The following is a 17,007-nucleotide window of genomic DNA, read 5'->3' as shown; positions in this document are numbered from 1 at the left end:
TCACTTCATAAGCAAACGCTTAGTTATATGCCACTTCTCTTATTATATTAGACAAAACACCCTAAAAACCCTTTAATACTCTCTCTTCAAGAGTTCTCACGATATCTTGTTCTACCAGATGAATAGGGCGGTTTGCATCAAGAACTACTATTCTCTCCGGATTCGCCTTAATTAATAAATGATATCCTTCACGAACCTTCTGATGAAAGGCAAGACTCTCCATATCCAGACGATTGACTTCGCGATCTTGATTGGCCGCAATCCGTGATAATCCAATCTCAGGTTCTACATCCAGATAAAAGGTTAGATCGGGCATGCGATTTCCAATAGCAAAGCGGTTAATACTCCACACCTCTTCCATACCTAATCCTCTTGCATGTCCTTGATAAACGAGACTACTGTCTACAAAGCGGTCACAGAGGACTGTAAGCCCTTCTCTAAGAGCCGGCTCTACTACTTCAGCGAGATGTTGGCTTCTTGATGCAGCGTACAGCAATGCCTCTGTACGTGCATCCATTGCAGTATGGGCAGGATCCAGAATAATAGAGCGAATTTTTTCGGCGATTTCTATGCCTCCAGGTTCACGTGTAATTCGATAGGGCATGGACCGATTCTGCAAATATGCTGCTACTCTGCCCAGTACCGTTGTTTTTCCGGAGCCTTCGCCCCCTTCTAATGTTATGAAGAAACCTTCTTTGCCCACTTATACTTCTCCGCCCTTCTGAATGTTGTATACCTTAATACGCTGCAAGACCGGATCAGCACAAGCCTGGAACTTCGCGCCTCCATAAGCTAAACCAGTCAGTCTTTGCTGTATCTGATCTGTGATGACCTCACCCGGATATAATAATGGAATGCCTGGTGGATAGGGAATTACCATTTCTGCAGCTACTCTCCCCACGCTGTGTTCAAGATTAATACTTTCTACCTCATTGACTGATACCGGCTTCAAAGAGAAGGGAACAGGTGCTGAGATTTGTAAAACATTCAAATTGTTCCACGTGGAAATATTTCGAGATTCTGAAATGCCCGCGGTGTGCGGTGATTCGGATGTATCCTCCGAATCTATTTCCCGCAGCGCCTGCAATAACCTTACTGCATCTTCAGCCTTCGAACCGAGGCTGAACAGCAGCACTACGTGCCGGTCGTCACTCATCTCCGGCACACAGCCCTTAGCTTCGAGCCTGCGCTGCAGCTCGAAACCGCCTAGGACCCCGGTGGCGTCATAAATGACGACTTTGAAGGGGTCCTGCATCTCGTACGCCGCCTTATGCAGCGGCGTACCGTCGTGCAGCTGCTCTGCCGGCTGCACCAATCCATAGCGCGGCAGCTCGGCAAGGCCGCGCCGCAGGACATCCACGGCGGCCAGCCCCGCCGTGAAAGCATCGCTGCCCCGGCTGTGCAGCAGCCGCCGGGCAAGATCAAGCGACGCCATCATAGGATATGATGGGCTGGAGCTCTGCACCATGGCGAGCCGCTGCGAGAGCAGGGCACGGTCGAGCCGCTGCCCTTGAACATGCAGCATAGCGCCCATGGTCATTGCAGTGAGCATCTTGTGCGTGGACTGCACTACGCCATCCGCGCCACAAGCAAGCGCCCCGGCAGGCAGTGCCGGGTGCTGCCCGTAATGCGCCCCATGCGCTTCATCGACAAGCAGCGGTACTCCGCTGTCGTGGCAGATACGCGCGAGGGGCGCGAGGTCACTGCCCATGCCGTAGTAATTGGGCATGGTGACAAATACAGCGGCGGCTTCAGGATAGGCTGCAAGTGCAGCCTCAACAGCTTCTGCCGCCGGCGCTACTGCCAAGCCGCTGAGTGGATCAATCAGCGGCTCGACGAAAACAGCCCGCACTCCAGCTAACATAAGACCATGAATCACTGATTTATGCACATTTCGTTGAAGGATCAGAATCATTCCAGACTCGGGGCAAGCCGTTAGAATCAGCGCCAGGTTGCCCGCCGTACTTCCGCCAACTAGAAAAAAGCTCTCCTCTGCTCCAAAGCAATCAGCAGCCAACTCCTGTGCTTCCTTAATGACCCCCTCAGGATGATGAAGATCATCCGTGCCGGTAATCTCCGTAACATCGTACTTCATAACCTCATCTAGATACCCAGCGCCTTCTACGCCGTCATATGCCGCTCCATTCTTATGTCCCGGCACATGATAAGATATATTACCCACAATTCTATATTGCTCCAGCATTTCGTATACAGGCGCCCTACATCGTTGTAATTTATTCATATTAAATTCCTCCCCATAGGGTTCCTTCTATTTTAACGTAAATATTCAAAAACTCCTATGTTTCCTCATAAAAGCATCTGACTGAACAGCAAAACGGCTCCCCCCGCTTAAACAACGAGGAAGCCGTATATGAATATCTCTAATGCAGCCCTTATATCTTTCATCCAGACCGCTCTCTTATCCGCATCAATTAACAGAGTTACTCTACTTAAGCGTTCTTTTGCAATCCGATCTTCTTCATCTGGCCAATAAAAAAACGGTACTTAGCATCTTCTGCCTCGGTTCGGATCATTTCTGCCTCACAATCCTCACAAATAAAATGCGAGACAATCACAATACCTTCTTCTTTTTCCTGTCCACAAATGATACAAGCTTGCCCGGTTTGCTGTTCCATAACCATCCCACCTTGACTCTTTTAAGAACAGTATGATACACCTTCTATCATTTTAAACCTTTTCATAGTTTTTTCATATCCTTCGTTTCGTGTATTATATATATTCCGCTGCCCCCATATCGGTGAATATTCGCCCATAGTTTAATAAAATGCTTTCATTCGCCGATATTAAGAACATATGAATCTGTGAGGAGGTTAGTCTATTTTATATGGAATCCAACACCAAAGGCGCTGCTACATTCTATCAATATAAATTAATCAAAAAAATTAATCTAACGGCACCTCTGCTGCGTGTTTATATCTTGCTCCCTCTTTTGGTCCTTGTGCTCGAGACAGTCTTTCTTTCTTGGTGGAGTATTCTCTACTTAATTATAGCTGCTCCGGTTATGTTCTGGGTTCAATATGTTATTTCACGCTCAGTACTTCTAATTTCCGGGCATCCTATTTCAAAAAGATGGTCCATCTCATTTAAAATCCCGTGGCTTGGCTTCATGCCAGATCAACACATTAGTTACCGCATTTTCCGTAAAGTACAGTTACATAATTTTTATATTGGTCTTTGTATTGCAGCTCTCTTTATTTTTTGGTCACCACCGGCATTTACAGTATCCCTGATTATTTGCCACTTGTGGCTTTTACTACCCCGTCTCTATACACTGTTCAAAATAAATCAACGCAACAAGGAAGGCATGCTGAAGTTTAATCCAACCGATGCCTCCTATTACTCTCAATAGAGTACGGTTAACCTGTATTCGCATATAAATAAATAATCGCCATCCATAAAGGACGGCGATTATTTATTTTGTCTTAAGACCTTTAATTAAGGCCTTCTTTTCTTTAGGGATCATAACTATAAAATAATCATCATGCACTGTTAAATGAACCGTTACTCCATCCTTCTGAAAAACACCAGATGAATCGGTACTCTCCTCTTCCTGTTCAACCCATCCCCAGGCCTTAATAGTATCCATATACTCCCCTGGGATACCGTTCTTCTCCTTTAATCCAGGTAAAGAATAACGTACATAATCCATAGCAACGTTTGTCGTAGTCTGGTCTGGTGAGTACGCCTCTTGGGGTACAGGGAAATTCTTCTCGTTTAGCGCACCCTCAAAAGCATCCCAGCTGGGCGCTTTCGTACCGCAGCCTGCCAGTATTAAAGCTACTATACACGAAAAAATTAATATCTTAATAATTCTTGTTTGTTTCATGCCTTAAATCCTCCTTACCTCCACAATGCATCTAAAGACACAAGAAAATTCAAAGTTAGAATTTATGAGTAGTTCCTTCGTATTAGAGATGTTGCTTATTATTTGCACTTATCTATTATACTTGTATCGACCTCAGCGTCGGTAACAAAAATGTCACTCAATTACAGCCCCTTCAGTTGTTGTAATCCCTTCAAATATCACTCTTGTCCAAAAAAAAACAAAAAAGCCACTGCTGATAAATCAACAATGGCTTAATGTGCTTGGCAACGTCCTACTCTCCCAGGACCCTTCGGTCCAAGTACCATCGGCGCTGGAGGGCTTAACGGTCGTGTTCGGGATGGGTACGCGTGGAACCCCTCCGCTATCGCCACCAAACATGCGTCTGTGAAACAGACGCTGCCGCGTGAAATTCGGTTCATCACCAGAAGTGACAATGAATTTCTAAGCGTATTACAGGCTTAATCGCCTGAAAACTGAATCCGAAACGAATCTGCATTCTAAGTATAGGATAAGCCCTCGACCGATTAGTATTGGTCAGCTCCATGCATTGCTGCACTTCCACCTCCAACCTATCTACCTCGTCGTCTTCAAGGGGTCTTACTAATTGGGAAATCTCATCTTGAGGGGGGCTTCACGCTTAGATGCTTTCAGCGCTTATCCCGTCCGTACGTAGCTACCCAGCCATGCTCCTGGCGGAACAACTGGTGCACCAGCGGTACGTCCATCCCGGTCCTCTCGTACTAAGGACAGCTCCTCTCAAATTTCCTGCGCCCACGACAGATAGGGACCGAACTGTCTCACGACGTTCTGAACCCAGCTCGCGTACCGCTTTAATGGGCGAACAGCCCAACCCTTGGGACCTACTTCAGCCCCAGGATGCGATGAGCCGACATCGAGGTGCCAAACCTCCCCGTCGATGTGGACTCTTGGGGGAGATAAGCCTGTTATCCCCAGGGTAGCTTTTATCCGTTGAGCGATGGCCCTTCCATGCGGTACCACCGGATCACTAAGTCCGACTTTCGTCCCTGCTCGACTTGTAGGTCTCGCAGTCAAGCTCCCTTATGCCTTTGCACTCTGCGAATGATTTCCAACCATTCTGAGGGAACCTTGGAACGCCTCCGTTACTCTTTAGGAGGCGACCGCCCCAGTCAAACTGCCCGCCTGACACGGTCCCCGTACCCGGTAAGGGTACTAGGTTAGAACCTAGATACGATCAGGGTGGTATCCCAACGGCGCCTCCACCGAAGCTTGCGCTCCGATTTCTACGGCTCCCACCTATCCTGTACAGATCGTACCCAAATTCAATATCAAGCTGCAGTAAAGCTCCATGGGGTCTTTCCGTCTTGTCGCGGGTAACCTGCATCTTCACAGGTATTAAAATTTCACCGGATCTCTCGTTGAGACAGCGCCCAAGTCGTTACGCCATTCGTGCGGGTCAGAATTTACCTGACAAGGAATTTCGCTACCTTAGGACCGTTATAGTTACGGCCGCCGTTTACTGGGGCTTCGGTTCATAGCTTCGGGTTACCCCTAACCACTCCCCTTAACCTTCCAGCACCGGGCAGGCGTCAGCCCGTATACTTCGCCTTGCGGCTTCGCACAGACCTGTGTTTTTGCTAAACAGTCGCTTGGGCCTTTTCACTGCGGCCCCCTCGTGCTATTCACACTACCGGGGCACCCCTTCTCCCGAAGTTACGGGGTCATTTTGCCGAGTTCCTTAACGAGAGTTCTTCCGCGCGCCTTAGAATTCTCTTCTCGCCTACCTGTGTCGGTTTGCGGTACGGGCACCTTCTCCTGGCTAGAGGCTTTTCTTGGCAGTGTGAGATCATGACCTTCGCTACTATAATTTTCGCTCCCCATCACAGCCCAGCCTTATCGATGTGCGGATTTGCCTACACATCAGCCTCACTGCTTAGACGGACATCCATCAGTCCGCGTCACTACCCTCCTGCGTCACCCCATCGCTCATAGCGGATTACGGTGGTACAGTAATTTCAAACTGTTGTCCTTCGACTACGCCTTTCGGCCTCGCCTTAGGTCCCGACTTACCCTGAGCGGACGAGCCTTCCTCAGGAAACCTTGGGCTTTCGGCGGATCAGATTCTCACTGATCTTTTCGTTACTCATACCGGCATTCTCACTTGTGTAGTGTCCAGCGCTCTTTTCAGTACACCTTCAACCCCTACACAACGCTCCCCTACCCCAGATACATACGTATCTAGCCATAGCTTCGGTGGTGTGTTTAGCCCCGTTACATTTTCGGCGCAGAGTCACTCGACCAGTGAGCTATTACGCACTCTTTCAATGGTGGCTGCTTCTAAGCCAACATCCTGGTTGTCTGTGCAACTCCACATCCTTTCCCACTTAACACACACTTGGGGACCTTAGCTGATGGTCTGGGCTGTTTCCCTTTTGACAATGGATCTTAGCACTCACTGTCTGACTCCCGGCAATAAGTATATGGCATTCGGAGTTTGACTGAGCTTGGTAATCCTTGCGGACCCCGCACCCAATCAGTGCTCTACCTCCACTACTCTTATACCGAGGCTAGCCCTAAAGCTATTTCGGGGAGAACCAGCTATCTCCGAGTTCGATTGGAATTTCTCCGCTACCCCCACCTCATCCCCGCACTTTTCAACGTACGTGGGTTCGGGCCTCCAGTGCGTGTTACCGCACCTTCACCCTGGACAGGGGTAGATCACACGGTTTCGGGTCTACGTCCACATACTCAATCGCCCTATTCAGACTCGCTTTCGCTGCGGCTCCACCTTCTCGGCTTAACCTTGCATGTTAAACGTAACTCGCCGGTTCATTCTACAAAAGGCACGCCATCACCCATAGATCGGGCTCTGACTTTTTGTAAGCACACGGTTTCAGGTTCTATTTCACTCCCCTTCCGGGGTGCTTTTCACCTTTCCCTCACGGTACTGTTTCACTATCGGTCGCCAGGTAGTATTTAGCCTTAGCAGATGGTCCTGCTGGATTCATACGGGGTTTCACGTGCCCCGCACTACTCGGGATCCGTCTCGGAGAGAACACAGTTTAGGTTACAGGGCTTTTACCTCTATCGCGGGCCTTTCCAGACCTCTTCACCTACCATATTCCTTTGTAACTCCATGTGAGACGTCCCACAACCCCTAAGAGCAAGCTCTTAGGTTTAGGCTGTTCCGCGTTCGCTCGCCGCTACTGACGGAATCACTATTGTTTTCTCTTCCTCAGGGTACTTAGATGTTTCAGTTCCCCTGGTCTGCCTCTACACACCCTATGTATTCAGGTATGAGTAACTGCGAATTACCACAGCTGGGTTTCCCCATTCGGACACCCCCGGATCAAAGCTTGCTTACAGCTCCCCGAGGCAGTTTCGTTGTTCGCCACGTCCTTCGTCGGCTCCTGGCGCCTAGGCATCCTCCGTGTGCTCTTATTAGCTTAACCTTGATTCTTCCGAAGAAAAATCTCACTAATAACATTTACTTGTTTGCACAAGTTGCTAAAAGATGTTCTAAAACGCAAATTCGTTTCGGTATCCAGTTTTCAAGGATCAAGTCTTACTTGAGAGCTTAAACTCTCAAAACTGAGCAACGAGTGAGTAACAGGCCTAAACCTGAGTTTTGGAAGCTTAGCTTCCGATTTGAATGTTCTCATTGCAGAGAACGATTCTCCATAGAAAGGAGGTGATCCAGCCGCACCTTCCGATACGGCTACCTTGTTACGACTTCACCCCAATCATCTACCCCACCTTCGGCGGCTGGCTCCCTTGCGGGTTACCCCACCGACTTCGGGTGTTGTAAACTCTCGTGGTGTGACGGGCGGTGTGTACAAGACCCGGGAACGTATTCACCGCGGCATGCTGATCCGCGATTACTAGCAATTCCGACTTCATGCAGGCGAGTTGCAGCCTGCAATCCGAACTGAGACCGGCTTTGATGGGATTGGCTCCACCTCGCGGCTTCGCTTCCCGTTGTACCGGCCATTGTAGTACGTGTGTAGCCCAGGTCATAAGGGGCATGATGATTTGACGTCATCCCCACCTTCCTCCGGTTTGTCACCGGCAGTCACTCTAGAGTGCCCAGCATTACCTGCTGGCAACTAAAGTTAAGGGTTGCGCTCGTTGCGGGACTTAACCCAACATCTCACGACACGAGCTGACGACAACCATGCACCACCTGTCTCCTCTGTCCCGAAGGCCGCTGCTATCTCTAGCAGATTCAGAGGGATGTCAAGACCTGGTAAGGTTCTTCGCGTTGCTTCGAATTAAACCACATACTCCACTGCTTGTGCGGGTCCCCGTCAATTCCTTTGAGTTTCAGTCTTGCGACCGTACTCCCCAGGCGGAGTGCTTACTGTGTTAACTTCGGCACCAAGGGTATCGAAACCCCTAACACCTAGCACTCATCGTTTACGGCGTGGACTACCAGGGTATCTAATCCTGTTTGCTCCCCACGCTTTCGCGCCTCAGCGTCAGTTACAGCCCAGAAAGTCGCCTTCGCCACTGGTGTTCCTCCACATATCTACGCATTTCACCGCTACACGTGGAATTCCACTTTCCTCTTCTGTACTCAAGCCACCCAGTTTCCAGTGCGACCTCAGGTTGAGCCCAAGGTTTAAACACCAGACTTAAATAGCCGCCTGCGCGCGCTTTACGCCCAATAATTCCGGACAACGCTTGCCCCCTACGTATTACCGCGGCTGCTGGCACGTAGTTAGCCGGGGCTTTCTTCTCAGGTACCGTCACTCCGGTAGCAGTTACTCTACCGGACGTTCTTCCCTGGCAACAGAGCTTTACGATCCGAAAACCTTCATCACTCACGCGGCGTTGCTCCGTCAGGCTTTCGCCCATTGCGGAAGATTCCCTACTGCTGCCTCCCGTAGGAGTCTGGGCCGTGTCTCAGTCCCAGTGTGGCCGTTCACCCTCTCAGGTCGGCTACGCATCGTCGCCTTGGTGGGCCGTTACCCCACCAACTAGCTAATGCGCCGCAGGCCCATCCCTCAGTGACAGATTGCTCCGTCTTTCATTCTTCTCTCAGGAGAAAAAAGAAATTATCCGGTATTAGCTACCGTTTCCGGTAGTTATCCCAGTCTGAAGGGCAGGTTGCCTACGTGTTACTCACCCGTCCGCCGCTAAGTTATTTTGAAAGCAAGCTTTCAAAATAACTCCGCTCGACTTGCATGTATTAGGCACGCCGCCAGCGTTCGTCCTGAGCCAGGATCAAACTCTCCAATTAGTATTGAAAAGAGCGATATGCTCATTTTGAAACATCTGACGAGAAAATTAATTCTCTAATTTTGGATTTCACTTACGTGATTTCCTACTCACTCGTTGTTCAGTTTTCAAAGATCAAGTTCTCGTTGGCGCCGTTTAATGTCTCAGCAGCAACTCTTATACTATATCATGTTCGGCTATTTAATGTCAAGCTCTTTTTTCAACTTCTTTTTCGAGCTCGGCATGTGTATTTCTTGGCCGGACTTAGAATATATCATGTATAGAGATTCATTGCAAGAGTTTTTTTATATAAAATCAAAAGCATAAAACATCATCTATGTATTATCGTATTATACTAACTACCTCTACTTATCATCTAATTATCTAGAAAGTAAAAAAACAACTGCAGAAGATGACAGTTGTTTTTAGAAGAAGCTTAGACGATTCTAGATTAATTCCGCTTCCTTCGCTCCAGTAATTACGGCAACGATATTGTTTCGAAGGGCATCTGCATCGTGCGCTTCGTATGGATCCACTTTGAAAACAACAGCATCTGCAATAAAACCTTCTGCAATTTGTCCCAGCTCGTTACCGCTCCCCAGAATATCAGCAGCACTTTTAGTCGCAGCCTGCCACGCATCTCTCCGAGTTAAGCCATAATCAATCAATGTATCCAGTTCTTGAAGGTTATAGCCATGTAGTGCAGGTGTGGCATAATCTGTACCGAATCCAATACGAACGCCTTCTCTTTTTGCATAATGAATGGCCTTGGAATGACATTCGGCAGCGCGGGCAGCTCGGTCGCAAATGATCGGGTTTAACGCTAGAACGCCTTTTGGGTCTGCAGCAATACGATAAATTGATGTGGTGGGCACAAACGCTACCCCCGAGTTAGCAAGTCTTCCTGCCTGATCCTCAGTTAAAAACATCCCATGCTCTATTGATTCCACGCCGGCCTGGATGGACCAGTCTATCGTCACTCCACCCCAGGTATGAACCAGTACCTTCTTATCATGGGCATGTGCATTACGAACAATGAACGCGAACTCTTCTTCGGAAAAGATCGGGTCAACGACTTTCTCGGTAGGTGCTCCAAGCCCGCCTGTGGCCATGATTTTTATCCAACCCGCTCCTGTAGCAAAGATTTCCGTCATTCGTTGTTCTAAATGCTTGAGACCACGGGCATCTGCTGCTCCAATCATATCGCTACTGGTCTGCACTCTTAATGGATGCTGATATTGCTGAACAAGATGCTGCACTGTGCTCGGCAGAATCCCACCTGCATCACGGGCAGTCGTTACACCCGTCCTAAGAGTAGCTTCAAAAGCTTGTGCCTGCATAATTTCGATCTGGTTGGCATCGCGCTTCAATTGATCAGAGTGGTCAAAATCTGTCCAAGCTAAATGCGTATGAAGATCAATAATACCCGGACTTAGCCACAGATCTGTTCCTGCAAGATTTGACTCCACTTGATGCGGCTCCGCTTCAGTAATGGATGAAAAACGACCATCCTTTATCACGACATCAAAACGTCTGCCTTCGATACCTGCTATAAAAATATCATTGAACGTTTGCAGCTCTGGATGCTTAAGGATCATCTTCATTCCCCCCATGCCAGCCGAACAGCTGCTAATGCCTGAACAGGGTCTTGTTTCAACAGTTCGGCAAGCGTGGATATAGCCTTCTCCACACTTTGCCGCTCAGCATTCGTTCCAAAATGGTTGATCCGCAGAAGATGGCCAAATAATTCTCCGTCTCCGGGAGCCACAATGCCTATAGGCTGCTCAATCCGCAACTCTTGCTTTTCAGAAATCCGCACCGTTGTAGTCAGCGTAGAATAATGTCTGCTGTCCTTTTGCCAAGGCTCAAGCCCCAAGGATTTAATACCAGCTACAGCAGCTGCTGCGGCTCGCTCATGGCGTTTGATTACTTGATCCAATCCTTCTTCTTCAATTCGTGTCAAAGCTTGAATCAAGGCTCTAGCCTCCAGCGTAGGAATGTTTGGGGCAACCCGCAGTGGCGCGGCGTCTCCCAGTGATGGTTTCAGATCCAGCAAGGATAAAATAGAATTGCGTGGAGCATTTTCATTCGACTCAAGAAATTCCCAGCCACGTGGAGAAATACTTACGGCACTAACACCGTTGGGTCCAGCTAAGGCTTTTTGCGCACCTATAACTGCAAAATCAACGGACCATTCATCCACCAGCAGGGCCTCTCCCCCAACCGCAGATACGGAGTCCGACACAGTAATAAGATTGAATTCTTTTGCAATTTCAAATATTTCTTTAGCAGGATTAGAGCCTCCAGTAACCACTTCAGCTTGAACAAAAGAAAGGGCACAGGGTTTAAACTCCTTAATCGCGGAAGCAACTTGGTCGCTAGTGACCACTTCATCAAAAGGAACCTTTACTTCAACAACCGTTGCTCCACCCCGCTCAAGCCATTTTCCAAATAAACTTCCATAGGGACCTGTTACTATATTTACAATGGTTCGACCAGGTGCAGCTATTCCGGCGGCTACCGCCTCGATTCCCAGAATTGCCTCAGCCGGGATGATAACCGGAGGGTGCTCAGTAAACAAGACTTTGGAAATCAAATGTGTTAGCTTATTGTACTCAGCCAGTGAAAGTGGCACATATCCTTTATGTTCTCGGTTCATAAGAAAACCTCCTGATGTACTTTATTTTGGCATTTTCGGAACCGCCGACAACAGCTCATAACTGTATTCATGTTTAGGACGGATGAAGAATTGGTCCCGCGGACTCTGCTCCACGAGCTTTCCTTGCCGCATAACTGCTACCGTATCACTAATTGCATTGATTACCCCTAGATCATGAGAAATAAAAAGCATGGTGAGATTAAGCTCAGCCTTCAGCGTATTGAATAGTTCGAGCACGCTAAGCTGCACAGATACATCCAACGCACTTGTAGGTTCATCCGCGATCAGGATGCTTGGCTCAACACTTAATGCACGAGCGATCGCTATCCGTTGACGCTGGCCGCCGGAAAATTCATGTGGGAATTTGTCTAACGCCTTTTCTTCTAAATGAACTTGATTCAAAAGCTCTTTGCATCTTTGTTCAACACCTGCACGCCCCACTATTTTATGAAACAATAAGGGCTCGGAAAGAATTTGCCTAATCGAATGTTTAGGATTTAGCGAAGCATCTGGATTTTGGAAAATCATCTGGATTGTTTTGTGCTGCTCACGGCTTCTTTTCTTTTTTAATTCTTGGGTACCCAACAGAATCTGCCCCTCATTTGGGGCAATCAGTCCAGCAATTACTCGCGCCAGCGTTGATTTCCCTGATCCGGATTCTCCAACCAGCCCAAGGGTGGTGTGCTGCTCAAGATTCAGATTGATACGATCCAGTGCAGTAAAGCCGCCATAATGAACAGTTAAATCTTTTATTTGCAAGGCTAATTCCATGAGTCTCTACTCCCTTCAAGCTCTGGCAAAGGAAGCACCGAATCAATCAGCATCTGTGTGTAAGGGTCTTTCGGATTTTGCAAAATATCAAGGGTATTGCCCTGCTCAACAATCTGTCCCTGTTTCATTACACATAGCCGTGAACACAAGTTTGCTGCAATCGCTAGGTTATGCGTAACAAATACCATGGCAAAACTGAGCTCATGCTGGAGGCTCGTGATCGTCTCAATAATTTGCCGTTGAACCGTGACGTCCAGCGCCGTTGTCGGTTCATCACAGAGAAGTATGCCTGGCTTGCACGCCAGTGCCAGAGCGATGACTACCCGTTGACACTGACCGCCTGACAGCTGACTCGGATACCGGTCCTTTTTCTTCAATGAATCGGGGAGACCAAGCCTTTCGAGCAGTTCCAGTGCAATTACCCGCGAAGTCTTACGGCTTACTCTCTGTCTGTAATACACAACTTCAGCCAGTTGTTTGACAACCGTACAGAGGGGATCAAGCGCACCTCTTGGATCTTGAAAGACCATCGCACTGCTTACGCCACTTTTAATGGTGCCGCCAGTCTGTTCAACACCATTTGGAAGCAAGCCTAAAATTGCACGCAGCGTAAGCGATTTTCCTGATCCCGATTCACCTACTAATCCCAGACTCTCCCCTTTACCCAGCGAAAAACTAACATTATTGACTAATCTCTCATTTGACTTAGCTGCCAGCGATAGCTCCTCTATTTCTAAAATGGGTTGTATAGACATTATTTTTTCCTCCATATGTCTGCCAAACCATCACCTAGGAGCGACAAAGCTATCCCCGTATACACCACTGCAAATCCCGGAACGGCCGAGAGCCACCAAGCTGTAGTGATGAAGGGCTGTCCATCTGAAATCATTGTCCCCCAGTCAGGAGTTGGCGGTGTAATGCCGATACCAAGATACCCGAGCGTAACAATGGCAACAAGCAATCCAATCATATCTGTCATAAGGACGACCACGGCTTGCGGAAGTACATTAGGCAGGAGATGACGTAAAATAATTTTCACTCCAGGTAGCCCTAAGGTTTGAGCGGATGCCACCCATTCCTGATTGCGAAAAGAAGCACTAAGACCTCTGACGACACGGGCAAAGACAATCCATCCTACAAAGATAAAAGTAATATAAATGCCTCGTTCTCCTGCTCCACTAGCAAAAGCAACGATAATAACGATCAGATAAAAAGGAAAGGCGATGAATGTATCTGACAACAGCGTAATAACTGTATCGATCCATTTGCCGTAATATCCTGCCAGCATTCCTAGAAATACACCTGTGCAAAAGGGAATGATTTCTGCCAAGACCATGATTTTCAAATCAGTCCTCGCTGCATAGATCAGTCTAGTAAACAAATCACGCCCTAACTGATCAGTTCCCAACCAATGTTCGGCTGACGGAGGCTGTAAAAAGGCACTCAAATTTTGCTCAGAGGGGTCATAAGGACTTATATAAGGTATAAACACAGTCAAGAGAATAAGAGCTGCAAACATAATAATTCCCACTAAAAGTGAAGGGGTATTCCATATTCGCTTTAAGCCGCTTGTTATCTTACCGTCTTCATACAATCGCGAGTCTAGTCTTATAGTTTTCATTGTTTTCCTTTCGTTCTGGGATCAAGCCACCAGGAAATGATTTCAATCAAGAGACTGATGATCACAACAGATAGCGCACAGTAAAGTGCTATTCCTTGAATAACCGGAAAGTCCCGTTTCGAAATTGAAGTGAACAATAAGCTGCCAATTCCCTTAATTCCAAATACCTGCTCAACGACCAAGGTGCCTCCGATTAAATAAGAAATATTCACACCCAGCAGCATTAGCGTAGGAAGAGCAGAGTTGCGCAGCACATGTTTAAATAAAATAACCCTGTTTGGTATGCCCGCAGCCTTAAGGGTGACTACAAAATCCGATTCTAACACTTCAAGCATCTGCGCTCTTAATGAACGAACAAGCGTAGGAACCTGTGAAAAAGCAACAGTGATTGCTGGAAGTGCAAGACTATGCAAGGTTCCGACCCACCCTTCACTTACTCCCCCAACAGGGAACCAGCCAAGCCGGACACTAAAGAGCAAAATTAAAAGTAAGCCAACCCAGAAGATTGGCATACCTAGAGTAATTGTAGGAAAAATACGTATCAAATGGTCCAGCAGTTTATCCTTATGCGTAGCGGCTACCGTAGCGAGCAGAAGAGATACAAAAATCGCCAACACACAAGCCATCACGATGAGCAGCAAAGTAACAGGGGCCCGTTGTGTAATCAACTCTCTTGTTGATGTCCCCATAATAATGGAGTTTCCAGTATCTCCTCGAGTAAACAGCGTCTTCACAAATCGGATGAATTGCTCCCATAAAGGGAGGTCCAGCCCAAGAGTATGATGCATACTCTTGAGCGCCTCAGGGGTGCTGTATTCTCCCAAAATCATTTTTGCTGGATCTCCCGGCACGATTCGAATGATGAAAAAGACTGCTATCATTACACAGAAGATCACTGCCAATGCTTTTATAAGAGATATCACAAGCCAGTTATAAGAACCCTTGCTTCCTTTCGGTTGATTTAACGCCTGCTTAAGATTCATCATTGGCTGATGCGGACATCTTCGAAACGGGCACTGCCGTTCGGTAGAACAACGAGACCGTCAACTGAAGAACGAATACCTTTTAAGACATCTGGATAGTAAAGCGGAATATACGGAACTTCATCAGCAAGGGTCTGCAGCAGCTTAGTATAGATTTGTGCACGTTCATCGCCATCCGCAGTTTTTTGTCCCTCATATAGAAGCTTCGTAACTTCATTATTTGTATAATGCGTCCAATATGATTTGCTGAAGCCTTCCGGATCAGTTTGGAAAGCAATAATTGAGTTCGCTTCAGGGGAATCCGCCTGACCGCTGTTCAGCATTGCCGCAAAATCATATGCGAAGAAACGTTCACGGAAAGTGGCAAGTTCAATCGATTCAATCTCAATCTTAATCCCGATCGTTTGACCCGCTGCCTGAATAATTTGTGCCTCTTGAGCTCTTGTGCTATTACCGGATGCTACAAGTAATTTGGTAGTGAAGCCATTAGGGAAGGCAGATTTTGCAAGCTCCTCCTTGGCTGCTTCGATATTAAAGTTCAGTGCTTTGATTGTATCATTTGCGTTATAAGGAATCGTTGTTGGCAGCAATGAGTTTGCTGTTTGTGCATAACCAAAGGTTAGCGCCTTGGTCAAGCCCTCACGATCAAGCGCCAGCGCCAGAGCGCGACGGACATGCACATCAGAAAAATGTTCATCCAACGTATTAAAGAACAATTGCTCTGTCACCCAACTACCGTTAGTAACTACTTTAGTGTCAGCCCCATCTTTAATCTCATTGGCATTTTGCAGAGCCAAAGATTCAATAGCATTAACTTCTCCAGCCTTCAGCTGGTTAATCGCTTGGCTGTCATCTTCAATCAGCTTATAAACAAGCTTATCAATATAGGGTTTACCTTCTTGCCAGTAGAATGTATTCTTAGTGAAGGTCAGATCACCTGCAGTGTCCCATGTTTCAACAACAAAAGGTCCCGTACCGATTGGTTTCTTGAAGAATTCTTCTTCGGATACTCCACCGAAATTGTTAGGAAGGATACCATTTGAGAAATTAGATAGCTCCGAGATAAATGGTGTATAAGGCTCTTTAAGTGTAATAACAAGCGTTTTGTTATCTTGCGCTTTGATTGTGTCGACCTTTGCAGATATTGCCAGCGGGCCGCCTACCTTCAAGTGCCGCTCAAGAGAGAAAACAGCATCTTCTGCAGTCACATCCGTACCATTGGAAAACTTCAAACCATCACGAAGCTCGAATGTATACGTCAGACCATCTTCACTGATAGTATGTGACTTAGCAAGCCAATCTACAATTTCACCTTCGCTGTCAAAAGCGACTAATGATTCAAAGACTTTGTCGATTGCAAAAGCATTGTTGGACGTAATCTGATTATGCAAATCCAGCGAAGTTACAGAAGCAGGTCGTCCATAGACGAAAGTCCCTCCCGTTGCAGGCTCTGCAGTTTGAGGACTTTGAGTTGCCGGACTCGCACTTTCCTGTGCCTCTTTATTTGAATCAGCCTTATTATTAGACCCCGAGCACCCTGCAATTAACATCAATAGCAAAACTGCTATTGCCCCCAACAGAATCGGTTTCTTAATAGATACACTAAAGTATGACATAATTTGCTCCCCCTATAATTCTTATATGTTTAGTATGAATTGTATTATGGGTTAAACACTGTAGTCTGTCAAACATAATTTAATTTGCAACAATCCTAAAGTAAATATACATAACAAAAAGACCACTGTCGATTACTCAACAGTGGTCTTGTGTGCTTGGCAACGTCCTACTCTCCCAGGACCCTTCGGTCCAAGTACCATCGGCGCTGGAGGGCTTAACGGTCGTGTTCGGGATGGGTACGCGTGGAACCCCTCCGCTATCGCCACCAAACATGCGTCTGTGAAACAGACGCTGCCGCGTGAAATTCAGT

12 protein-coding genes and 4 rRNA genes are annotated in these 17,007 nt (G+C 47.3%); 1 reads left to right on the top strand and 15 read right to left on the bottom strand.

Annotated features, from left to right (window positions below; translation table 11 throughout):
* Positions 1–61: 61 nt before the first annotated feature.
* From tmk to MKZ16_RS00125, 3 genes are all read right to left on the bottom strand, one after another.
* Positions 62–703: a dTMP kinase gene (tmk, locus tag MKZ16_RS00135; protein WP_076099910.1), complete on the bottom strand. Its 642-nt coding sequence runs from the start codon at positions 701–703 to the stop codon at positions 62–64.
* Positions 704–2,242 (bottom strand): aminotransferase class I/II-fold pyridoxal phosphate-dependent enzyme, encoded by a 1,539-nt coding sequence (locus MKZ16_RS00130; RefSeq protein ID WP_076105828.1) that lies wholly within the window; start codon positions 2,240–2,242, stop codon positions 704–706.
* Between the two features lie 208 nt (positions 2,243–2,450).
* Complete coding sequence (locus tag MKZ16_RS00125) at positions 2,451–2,636, bottom strand: sigma factor G inhibitor Gin (RefSeq protein ID WP_036678851.1); 186 nt, start codon at positions 2,634–2,636, stop codon at positions 2,451–2,453.
* Between the two features lie 209 nt (positions 2,637–2,845).
* On the opposite strand from MKZ16_RS00125, the gene MKZ16_RS00120 reads away from it, so the two are divergent.
* Complete coding sequence (locus tag MKZ16_RS00120) at positions 2,846–3,370, top strand: hypothetical protein (protein ID WP_076105826.1); 525 nt, start codon at positions 2,846–2,848, stop codon at positions 3,368–3,370.
* A gap of 63 nt (positions 3,371–3,433) precedes the next feature.
* Here the strand turns inward: MKZ16_RS00120 and MKZ16_RS00115 are convergent, their stop codons facing one another.
* From MKZ16_RS00115 to rrf (MKZ16_RS00060), 12 genes are all read right to left on the bottom strand, one after another.
* Positions 3,434–3,847 (bottom strand): hypothetical protein, encoded by a 414-nt coding sequence (locus MKZ16_RS00115; RefSeq protein WP_076105824.1) that lies wholly within the window; start codon positions 3,845–3,847, stop codon positions 3,434–3,436.
* 258 nt (positions 3,848–4,105) lie between these two features.
* Positions 4,106–4,222, bottom strand: a 5S ribosomal RNA gene (rrf, locus tag MKZ16_RS00110).
* 129 nt (positions 4,223–4,351) lie between these two features.
* Positions 4,352–7,278, bottom strand: a 23S ribosomal RNA gene (locus MKZ16_RS00105).
* Between the two features lie 232 nt (positions 7,279–7,510).
* Positions 7,511–9,068: ribosomal RNA gene (locus tag MKZ16_RS00100) — 16S ribosomal RNA — on the bottom strand.
* Together the 16S, 23S and 5S rRNA genes form the textbook arrangement of a ribosomal RNA operon.
* A 424-nt stretch (positions 9,069–9,492) precedes the next feature.
* Positions 9,493–10,644: an amidohydrolase family protein gene (locus MKZ16_RS00095; protein ID WP_076106939.1), complete on the bottom strand. Its 1,152-nt coding sequence runs from the start codon at positions 10,642–10,644 to the stop codon at positions 9,493–9,495.
* Between the two features lie 2 nt (positions 10,645–10,646).
* Entirely contained in the window at positions 10,647–11,705 is a 1,059-nt protein-coding gene (locus MKZ16_RS00090; protein WP_076106941.1) for an aminotransferase class V-fold PLP-dependent enzyme, read from the bottom strand.
* Between the two features lie 21 nt (positions 11,706–11,726).
* Positions 11,727–12,476: an ATP-binding cassette domain-containing protein gene (locus tag MKZ16_RS00085; RefSeq protein ID WP_076106943.1), complete on the bottom strand. Its 750-nt coding sequence runs from the start codon at positions 12,474–12,476 to the stop codon at positions 11,727–11,729.
* A complete protein-coding gene (locus MKZ16_RS00080; RefSeq protein ID WP_076106945.1) occupies positions 12,467–13,231 on the bottom strand; it encodes an ABC transporter ATP-binding protein in 765 nt (254 codons plus the stop codon). The genes MKZ16_RS00085 and MKZ16_RS00080 overlap by 10 nt, the downstream gene beginning before the upstream one ends.
* Entirely contained in the window at positions 13,231–14,097 is an 867-nt protein-coding gene (locus MKZ16_RS00075; protein ID WP_139329994.1) for an ABC transporter permease, read from the bottom strand. The genes MKZ16_RS00080 and MKZ16_RS00075 overlap by 1 nt, the downstream gene beginning before the upstream one ends.
* Positions 14,094–15,083, bottom strand: coding sequence for an ABC transporter permease (locus MKZ16_RS00070; RefSeq protein WP_063829812.1), 990 nt, complete (start codon positions 15,081–15,083; stop codon positions 14,094–14,096). Before MKZ16_RS00070 ends, MKZ16_RS00075 begins: the two co-directional genes overlap by 4 nt.
* Positions 15,080–16,696, bottom strand: a complete 1,617-nt coding sequence (locus tag MKZ16_RS00065) for an ABC transporter substrate-binding protein (RefSeq protein ID WP_076101044.1) — start codon at positions 16,694–16,696, stop codon at positions 15,080–15,082. Before MKZ16_RS00065 ends, MKZ16_RS00070 begins: the two co-directional genes overlap by 4 nt.
* Positions 16,697–16,850: 154 nt before the next feature.
* Positions 16,851–16,967: ribosomal RNA gene (gene rrf, locus MKZ16_RS00060) — 5S ribosomal RNA — on the bottom strand.
* Between the last annotated feature and the right edge of the window lie 40 nt (positions 16,968–17,007).

Origin of the sequence: Paenibacillus sp. FSL R5-0928 (assembly GCF_037970385.1) — a bacterium.
In the GTDB taxonomy this organism is placed as follows: domain Bacteria; phylum Bacillota; class Bacilli; order Paenibacillales; family Paenibacillaceae; genus Paenibacillus_AQ; species Paenibacillus_AQ odorifer.
Note: the sequence above shows the minus strand (reverse complement) of the source record. Positions and strands in the feature narration are given on the sequence as shown.